Origin of the sequence: Streptomyces sp. MZ04 (genome assembly GCF_004684775.1) — a bacterium.
Classification (GTDB): Bacteria; Actinomycetota; Actinomycetes; order Streptomycetales; family Streptomycetaceae; genus Streptomyces.
In genome coordinates, this window is the sequence record NZ_SRIC01000030.1 from 40,616 (window position 1) to 49,667 (window position 9,052).

Consider the following 9,052-nt stretch of genomic DNA (forward strand, 5'->3'; position numbering starts at 1 on the left):
TCGGGCCTATCTTACCCAACAGTAAGTTTACTAAAGAGTAAGGAGATTGCCATGGCGGACAGCGGCACCGGCGGTATCGGCGGCGCAAGCGGCGCGGAGGGCATCGCCGGTCTGGACTTCGCGAGCGTCACCCCCGAGGAGTTCGCGAAGATCGTGAAGGGCCTGTCCGGCAAGGAGATCACCGAGATCGCCCAGGACGGCGAGCTGCGCGCCCGCATCCTCGCGGAGGTCTTCGCGCGCATGGAACGGCAGTTCAAGCCGGACGTGGCGGGCTCGCTCAAGGCGCTGATCCGCTGGAAGATCACGGGCGTCGAGGAGGTCGTGTACGAGACGGAGATCGCGGAGGGCACCTGCACCGTCCGCGAAGGCCGCTCGGACGCCGAGCCGCGCGTCACGCTCATCATGTCCGACGCCGAGTTCCTCAAGCTGGTCTCCGGCAACGCGAGCCCCGTGACGATGTTCATGATGCGCAAGGTCAAGATCGCCGGTGATGTGGCGCTCGCCTCCGGCCTCACCCGCTACTTCGACATCCCCAAGGCGTGAGGTGACCCCGCGATGCCCTTCTCCTTCGAACTGACCGAAGAGCAACGGGACTTGCGCGACTGGGTGCACGGCTTCGCCGCCGGGGTCGTGCGCCCGGCGGCCGCCGAGTGGGACGAGCGCGAGGAGACGCCCTGGCCCGTCATCCAGGAGGCCGCGAAGATCGGCCTCTACGGATTCGAGTCCCTGGCCGACCTCTTCGGCGACCCCTCGGGCCTCTCCCTCCAGATCGCCAACGAGGAGCTCTTCTGGGGCGACGCCGGGATCGGCATGGCCCTCTTCGGTACGTCCCTCGCGGTGGCCGGGATCTTCTCGGCGGGCACACCCGACCAGCTCGCCGAGTGGGTTCCGCAGTGCTTCGGCGACGAGGACGACCCCAAGGTCGCGGCGTTCTGCGTCTCCGAGCCCGAAGCGGGCTCGGACGTCTCGGCGATGCGGACGCGCGCGACGTACGACGAGGCGCGCGACGAGTGGACCCTGAGCGGCCAGAAGGCCTGGATCACCAACGGCGGCATAGCGAACGTGCACGTCGTGGTCGCGTCCGTCGACCCCGCCCTCGGGTCGCGCGGGCAGGCGGCGTTCATCGTGCCGCCGGGCACGCGGGGGCTCGAAGGCGCCCGGAAGATCAAGAAGCTGGGGCTGCGGGCCTCGCACACGGCCGATGTGTTCCTGGACGACGTACGCGTGCCGGGGCACTGCCTGCTCGGCGGCAAGGAGCGCCTCGACGCGCGGCTCGCCCGCGTCCGTGGGGGTGGCGGCGGCAAGGGCCAGGCGGCCATGGCGACGTTCGAGGTGAGCAGGCCGACCGTGGGCGCGCAGGCACTCGGCATCGCGCGAGCCGCGTACGAGTACGCGCTCGACTACGCGGGCACGCGGGTCGCCTTCGGCCGCCCCATCATCGAGAACCAGTCCATCGCCTTCGCCCTCGCCGATCTGCGGACCGAGATCGAGGCGGTACGGCTGCTGATCTGGCAGGCGGCGTGGATGGCACGCAATGACAAGCAGTTCGACGCGGGCCAGGGCTCGATGTCCAAACTGCGCGCGGGCGAACTGGCCGTTTCGGCGACCGAGAAGGCCGTGCAGGTGCTCGGGGGTGCGGGCTACAGCAGGGAGCATCCGGTGGAGCGGATGTACCGCGACGCGAAGATCTACACGATCTTCGAGGGGACGAGTGAGATCCAGCGGCTCGTGATCGCCAGGGCCATCTCGGGGCGGCAGATTCGCTGAACCGGACTAATTCCAGCCCGTCCGGCGTTTGCGGACGAACTCGGCGAAGCCGGTGTTCGACGGTAAGACCATGACGCCGACGCACTCCTCCGCACGTGAGCCGGACGCCGCCCTCGGGCTGCTCAACAGCAACCGCGGCGGCCCCCTGACCTCCCCGCGACCCTACGTACGCGTGGCCCTCTGTCTGCTCCCCGCCCTGCTCATCGCGGTCGCCGGGTTCCGGCGGCGCTGGATGTCCGACGACGGGCACATCTACGTCCGCACGGTCCGCCAGATCCTGGCGGGCAACGGACCCGTCTTCAACGCGGGCGAACGCGCCGAGTCCTCCACCGGCACCCTCTGGCAGTGGCTGCTCGCGCTCGCGGGCCTGCCCGGCATCGACATCGCGACGGCGGCGATGTACGGCGGGCTACTGCTGACCGCCGCCGGGTTCGCGTTCGCCTCGCTCGGCGCGCTGCGGCTGTACTCGACGGACCGGACGGTCCTCCCCCTCGGCTGCCTCGTGCTCCTCGCCCTGCCGCCCGTCTGGGACTTCGCCACCTCGGGCCTGGAGACCGGCCTCGCCACCTGCTGGCTCGCGGGGGCCTGGCTGCTGCTCGTCGCGCGGCCCTGGTCGATCCTCACCAGCGCGGTCATCGGCCTCGGCCCGCTCGTGCGGCCGGACCTGGGTCTTGTCTCCGCCGTGTTCCTCGGCGCGCAGTGGCTGATGGTGCGCCCCTCGCGGTGGGCGGCGCTCGGCGGGCTCGGGGCGGCGCTCGCGCTGCCGGTCGCGTACGAGATCTTCCGGGTCGGCTACTACGGGCAGTTGATGCCGCTGCCGGGCGTGACCAAGGAGGCCTCGCAGAGCCTGTGGACGCGCGGGATCGCCTACCTCGCGGACTTCGTCGGGCCCTATCTCCTGTGGATGCCCGCCCTGCTGATCGTCGTGGCGGTGCTGCCGTCGGGCCGCGGGCGGACCGTCATGCCGCCGCTGGTCCCCGCGCTCGCGCCCGTCGTCGCCGGGGCGCTCTGCTGGGTCTACGTCATCAAGGTGGGCGGCGACTTCATGCACGGGCGGATGTTCCTGCCGGGCCTGCTGCTCATGCTCCTGCCCGTCTTCCTGGTGCCGGTCACGCGCGCGTGGGCGATCGCGACGTTCGGGGTCGCGCTGTGGGCCGTGGTCTGCGCGAGCTGGCTGCGCATTCCGTACGTGGGTCTGATCGGGCCCGGCGGAGTGGCGGACGAGCGCGGTGTGTACGTACGCCAGAACGCGGCCCCGCACCCCCTCCACCACGACTTCGCGGGCTACGGCGCCAACGCCGACTACGCCCGTCTCGTCCGCGACGCCGCCCGCGCCGGCACGCCCACGCTGTTCCTCGCCAGGACCCCCGTGACGGCCAACTCCCCCGCCGTCACCGGCGTCTACAGCACCCTCGGCTTCAGCGGCACGGTCGTCCCGCTGGACGGGGCCGCGCTCGACCCGATCGGGCTCGCCTATCCCCTGGCGGCCCACTCGGAGCGGATCAACGGCCGGGTGGGCCACGACAAGCGGCTGCCCGAAGCGTGGATCTTCGCCGACCGGGGCGACGGCGCACTGCCCGACGGCCTCGACCCGGCGGGCGTCGCCGCCGCCCGCCGGGCACTGGGCTGCGGGCAGCTCGCCGAGCTGCGGGCGGCGACACGGGACCCGATGACGCCCGACAGGTTCTGGCGCAACATCACCGGTTCCTGGGAACGCACTTCGTTTCGCTTTCCCAATGACCCGGTCAAGGCAGAGCGGGAACTCTGCGAGGGCTGAGAGCTCCGCTGGAAGTGTGGAGATGGATCTGCGGGCCGGTGGGGGCTGGTCGCGCAGTTCCCCGCGCCCCTGAGGGGGCGAGCAGCCCGCCCTGCGGCTGGATCGCGCCGGTCCCGTGCGGCCCGCCGAACACCAACTGCCGTTTGTCGCACGGGTCTTGAATATTGAGCGATCACGTCCAATGCTGGCGTTTCTTGTTGCCTTACGTTCGGAGTTGCAGCATGAGCGACGCACACCTGCCGAGCCGCCGGTCCTTCCTCGCCACCGGTACCGCACTCGCGGGCTGGGCCGCCTTCGCCGCGCAGAAGCAGGCCTTCGCGGCGGAGGCGAAAGGGCCGAAGACCCCTGAGTGGAATGCCGACCCGCGCGTCTTCCAGGTCAACAGAGAACCGGCAAGAACCAGACTCGTCCCGTACGCCTCCACGGCCGACGCCCTGCGCGGCGAGCTCACCAAATCGCCGTACTACCGGTCCCTGAACGGCAGTTGGCGCTTCCGCTGGTCGAAGAACCCTGAGCAGCGGCCGACGGGCTTCGAGGCCGACGACTACGACGTGAGCGGCTGGGACCACATCGCCGTGCCCTCCAACTGGGAGATCGAGGGCTATCCGGAGCCGATCTACCTCAACATCAAATATCCGTGGGAGGGCTACGAGAAGCCCGACTTCCCCGACGTACCCAAGGACTTCAACCCCGTCGGCTCCTACCGCCGCACCTTCACCGTCCCCGACGACTGGTCCGGGCGCCGCACCCTGATCTCCTTCCAGGGGGTGAAGTCGGCCTTCTTCGTCTGGGTCAACGGCAAGAAGGTCGGCTACAGCGAGGACAGCTACACCCCGGCCGAGTTCGACATCAGCCCCTTCCTCCGCCCCGGCGCCAACTCCCTGTCGGTGGAGGTCTACCGCTGGTCCGACGGCAGCTGGCTGGAGGACCAGGACATGATCGACCTGTCCGGGATCTTCCGGGACGTGTATCTGTACGCGATCCCCCTCGTGCATGTGCACGACGTCTTCGTACGGACCGGTCTCGACTCGGCGTTCCGCGACGCGACGCTGTCCGTCACCACCGTCGTACGCGACAGGACCGGCAAGGCGCCCAAGGGCGAACACCGCGTCGAGGCCCGCCTCTACGACTCCGACGGCCACCCCGTGCCGGGCGTACGGCTGACCGGCGAGCCCGTCTTCGACGAGCCGCTCACCCTGAAGACCGACGTCAAGGCGCCCGCCCTCTGGTCCGCCGAGGACCCGAACCTCTACACGCTCGTCGTCACGCTCACCGACAGCAAGGGCCGAGCGACCGACATCCAGCGCACCCGGATCGGCTTCCGCAAGGTCGACTTCGGCCCTGGCAAGTGGACGGTCAACGGCAAGCACGTCATGTTCCACGGCACCAACCGGCACGAGTCGACCCCCGAGCACGGACAGGCCGTACCGGAGTCGGTCATGGTCGAGGACGTCCTGCTGATGAAGCGGCACAACATCAACGCCGTCCGCACCTCGCACTACCCCAACCACCCTCGCTGGCTCGAACTGTGCGACGAATACGGCCTGTACGCGATCGCCGAGACGAACCTGGAGACGCACGGGGTGCGCGACCGGCTGCCCGGCTCGCTGCCCGAGTGGACCGACGCCTGCGTGGACCGGCTCCGCTCGATGGTCGAACGCGACAAGAACCACGCCTGCGTGGTGGCCTGGTCACTGGGCAACGAGGCCGGCGAGGGCGGCAACTTCAAAGCGATGGCGGACTGGGTGCACGCCCGCGACGACTCCCGTCCCGTGCACTACGAGGGCATGAACTCCGTCGCCGACGTGCACAGCGAGATGTACACGAAGCCCGCCGACGTCGAGGCGTACGGCAAGTCCGGCAACCCCAAGCCGTACATGCTCTGCGAGTACACCCACGCCATGGGCAACAGCAACGGCAACCTCCCCGAATACTGGGCGATCTTCGAGAAGTACCCGAACCTGCACGGCGGCTTCGTCTGGGACTGGGTCGACCAGAACATCCGCCGCCCCATACCTGGCGATGCGAGGCACAGCTATCTCTCGTACGGCGGAGACTGGAAGCCCGGCTATCCGACGGACGGCAACTTCAGCTGCAACGGCCTGGTCGCGTCGACCCGTTCGCCGCACCCGGGCCTCATGGAGATCAAGAAGGTCTACCAGCCGCTGTCCGTCACGGCCGACGATCTCGCGGCGGGCACCGTCAAGCTCCGCAACAAGCACCTCTTCAGCGGCCTGGACGCCTATGAGCTGCGCTGGAGCGTGACGCGGGACGGCGAGGAGGTCCAGCACGGCACCCTCCGCGCGCCCGATGTGGCGCCGGGCACCTCCGGCACCGTACGCATCCCGTACAAGAAGCCGGGTGACCTCGAACCCGGCGCCGAGTACTGGCTCGACGTGACCTTCGCCCTGCGCGACGAGACCCGCTGGGCCCCGGCCGGACACACCGTCGCCGCCGAGCAGCTCCCCCTGGACTGGCACGCCCCCGCACCCGCCGACCCGGCACCCGGCACGCTGCCTGCCCTCGAACTGACCGAGAGCGGAGGCGAGGTGAAGGTCACGGGGCGCGAGGTCGAGGTGGTCCTTTCAAAGTCGACCGGCACCCTTGCCTCCTACAAGATCAAGGGAAAGCTGCTGCTCGCGGGCGGCCCCGTGCCCAACTTCTGGCGCGGGCCCACCGACAACGACATCGGCCGCAAGTACCCCGAGCAGGCGGCCACTTGGCGCGATGCGGGCGCCAAGGCGAAGGTCACGGAGGTCAAGGCCGCGCAGCCGTCGCCGGGCGAGGTCACCATCGAGGTGGCCGCCACGCTGCCGACCGCCCCGCTGCCGTCCTCCTGGCACACCGTGTTCACCGTGCGCGGCGACGGCGAGGTGCGGGTCAGGCACACCCTGAAGGCGGCGGCCGGGCTGCCCGATCTGCCCATGGTGGGCGCACTGCTGACCGTCCCCGCCGGGTTCGAGCGGCTCGACTGGTACGGGCGCGGTCCGCACGAGAACTACCAGGACCGCAGGTCGGCGGCGTTCGTGGGCCGTTACCGCTCCACTGTCGACGAGCAGGTCGCGCCGTACGTCCGGCCGCAGCAGACGGGCAACATGACGGACGTACGACGCCTGACGCTCGCCGACCGGTCGGGCGACGGCCTCACCGTGCTCGCCGACCCGGCCGAAGGCGAACCGCTGCTCGAGACCAGCGCTCTGCACCACTCACCCGCCGACCTGGACGGGCCGAAGCATCCGCACGAGGTGAAGCGGCGCGACGAGACGGTCCTCGGGGTCAACCACCGGCAGATGGGGGTCGGCGGCAACGACTCCTGGGGCGCGCCGCCGCTGGAGGAGTACCTGCTGCACTCGGGCCGCACCTACACGTACGCGTACCGGTTGCGGGCGCGGGCCCGGTCCTGACGCACGCCGCTCACTCCCGCATCTCGCCTTCGCCTTCGCCTTCGCGCTCGCTTCCGCTCACGCCGCCCGTGAGGCGGTCCGCCTGCCGGACGGCGGTGGCGAGGTCGCGCAGGGCGCTGTCGTCGTCGCCCGACGACAACTCATCGGCGCGTCCGGCCAGTTCGGACAGGCCGGGCGCGCCGGGCAGGGGCTGCCAGGTCCCGGAGTCGTCGGTGGTGTACCTGGGCTCGGGGGCAGCGGTTGTCGCGCTGGTGTCAGGCCTTACGGCGGGGTCGCCGGGCTCGGTGACCCCCGACGTCCCGCGTCGCAGGGCGTCCGCGAAGTAGGCGGCGACCGCGGCGGTCCGCAGCCCACCGTCCGCGGCCCACAACTCACCCTCCAAGTCCCCGGACTCGATCTGGTTCGACTCCTCGTGCGGGGCACGGCTGTCGGGGTCGAGCCAGCGGACGTCGGCAGTCGCCACGTGCCCGCTCGCGCCGGGTTTCATCTGTACGGCATACAGCGCGGTCACGGTGTGTCCGGGCCCGACCTCGCCGCCGTCCACGCTGTCGTCGCGGAAGTCGTCGTCGGCGACGTCGCGGTTCTCGTACCCGATGAGCCGGAACCGCTTGACGGTCTGCGGGTCGAAGGCGACCTGCGCCTTGGCGTCGCGGGCGCGCAGTTCGATGTTGGCGGGCAGCTGCTCGCAGAAGACCTTCTCGGCCTCCTCGCTGTCCGAGACGTAGGTGGTGTGCCCGTCGCCCTTGTCGGCGAGGCGCTCCATCAGGGCGTCCCCATAGTCACTGCCGACACCCACCCCGAAGAGGGTGATGCCGTGCTCGCGGCGGGCTTCCGCGATCCGCTCCAGGATGCCGTCGGCGCTGGTCTCACCGGTGTTGGCGAGGGCGTCGGAGAGGAGCACGACGCGGTTGGTGGCGCCTTCGCGGCGGCTCTTGACCGCCGTGTCGTAACCGGTGGTGATGCCTGCCTCGAGGTTCGTGGACTGAGTGGGCTCCAACTGATCGACTGCCGAGTGCACCTTGCCGCGATGGCCCCCAAGACGGGTCATCGGCAGAACGGTCTCCGCGCTGTCGCTGAAGGTGACGAGCGAGACGGAGTCGTCGTCGCGGAGCCGGTCGGTCATGATGCCGAGGGACTCCTTGACCAGGTCGAGGCGGCCGGGCTCGGCCATGGATCCCGACACGTCGATCACGAAGGTGAGGGCGGCGGGCGGGCGTTCGCCCTGCGAGTCCGCGGCGCCGGTCGCGAGCCCGACCCGCATCATGGACCAGCCGTCCGCGTCGGTACGGGCCCCGTCGACATTCACGGAGAACCCGTCGCCCTCGGGCCGGGGATAGTCCTGCCGGAAGCTGTTCACGAACTCTTCCGGCCGCACGGTCGACGGATCCGGGAGCCTGCCCTCCGCGAGGGTGCGGCGGGCGAAGCCGTACGAAGCGGTATCCACGTCGAGGGCGAAGGTGGAGAGATAGTCAGGTGGCGGCGCGAAGTCCCGCCCCTCACCGTCCTCCTGCCGCTTGTCGCCGTCCGGCGCGGAGGGCACGGCGGGCGCGGGCATCGGCCCCGTGGCGGACCCGCCGCCCCTGCGGCTCTTGTCCGCGCTGTCGGAGGCACGTTCGCCCCCGGCACCCCCGCTGCACCCGGCGAGCAGCAGCCCCCCGGCCACGGTGGCGGCGAGCAGCGCCCGCCATATCTTCCAGGTCCGCATGGTGATCCCCCTAGCGTCATCAGCACTCGTGACTGTGACGCCGGGGGCGGGCGGCGCGGCGGGATCGCTCCGGGATGTTGCGGAAGCGTCTCGATGTGGCTACGGCGGGCCGCGGCGGAGGGTGTTCAGGCCGCCATCACCCACGGACGGCTTCGCTGCCGACTGTGGACCAGTTCGTCGCAGCGCACCGCACTCAGAACAGCCAGTCGATGAGGTGCCCGATCGCAGCTCCCGTCGACGCACCTGCGGCGCCCGCGATACCGCCGGGGACGGCGCCTACGCCACCCACGACCGCACCCACGCCGGCGCCCAGCGCGCCACCGGCGGCGTCGGCGTTGGCCATGTCCTCCAGAACGGGACTCGACGCCTTGGCCGTCGTCTGGACACCGCCCCCGCCTC

6 protein-coding genes are annotated in these 9,052 nt (G+C 70.5%); 4 read left to right on the forward strand and 2 right to left on the reverse strand.

What is annotated here, in order from left to right; all coding sequences use genetic code 11:
* The first annotated feature begins 51 nt into the window (after window positions 1-51).
* The 4 genes from E2651_RS09915 to E2651_RS09930 all read left to right on the forward strand — a co-directional run bounded on the left by E2651_RS09915 (window position 52) and on the right by E2651_RS09930 (window position 6,948).
* Entirely contained in the window at window positions 52-543 is a 492-nt protein-coding gene (locus E2651_RS09915) for an SCP2 sterol-binding domain-containing protein (protein WP_135330680.1), read from the forward strand.
* 12 nt (window positions 544-555) lie between these two features.
* Entirely contained in the window at window positions 556-1,767 is a 1,212-nt protein-coding gene (locus E2651_RS09920; RefSeq protein WP_135330681.1) for an acyl-CoA dehydrogenase family protein, read from the forward strand.
* 70 nt (window positions 1,768-1,837) lie between these two features.
* Window positions 1,838-3,544: a hypothetical protein gene (locus E2651_RS09925; RefSeq protein WP_135330682.1), complete on the forward strand. Its 1,707-nt coding sequence runs from the start codon at window positions 1,838-1,840 to the stop codon at window positions 3,542-3,544.
* A 221-nt stretch (window positions 3,545-3,765) separates the two neighbouring features.
* Window positions 3,766-6,948: a glycoside hydrolase family 2 TIM barrel-domain containing protein gene (locus E2651_RS09930; RefSeq protein WP_135330683.1), complete on the forward strand. Its 3,183-nt coding sequence runs from the start codon at window positions 3,766-3,768 to the stop codon at window positions 6,946-6,948.
* Between the two features lie 10 nt (window positions 6,949-6,958).
* On the opposite strand, the gene E2651_RS09935 is transcribed toward E2651_RS09930, so the two are convergent.
* The gene (locus E2651_RS09935; RefSeq protein ID WP_135330684.1) at window positions 6,959-8,653 is read right to left on the reverse strand and encodes a von Willebrand factor type A domain-containing protein; all 1,695 of its coding nucleotides are present in this window, start codon (window positions 8,651-8,653) and stop codon (window positions 6,959-6,961) included.
* Window positions 8,654-8,846: 193 nt separating this feature from the next.
* Window positions 8,847-9,052 (reverse strand): hypothetical protein (locus E2651_RS09940; RefSeq protein ID WP_209446108.1); only part of this gene is annotated, 206 nt, incomplete at its 5' end.

Coding starts and splice junctions, on each gene's coding strand:
- E2651_RS09915 (WP_135330680.1), top strand. CDS start 52: ATGGCGGACAGCGGCACCGGCGGTATCGGCGGCGCAAGCGGCGCGGAG.
- E2651_RS09920 (WP_135330681.1), top strand. CDS start 556: ATGCCCTTCTCCTTCGAACTGACCGAAGAGCAACGGGACTTGCGCGAC.
- E2651_RS09925 (WP_135330682.1), top strand. CDS start 1,838: ATGACGCCGACGCACTCCTCCGCACGTGAGCCGGACGCCGCCCTCGGG.
- E2651_RS09930 (WP_135330683.1), top strand. CDS start 3,766: ATGAGCGACGCACACCTGCCGAGCCGCCGGTCCTTCCTCGCCACCGGT.
- E2651_RS09935 (WP_135330684.1), bottom strand. CDS start 8,653: ATGCGGACCTGGAAGATATGGCGGGCGCTGCTCGCCGCCACCGTGGCC.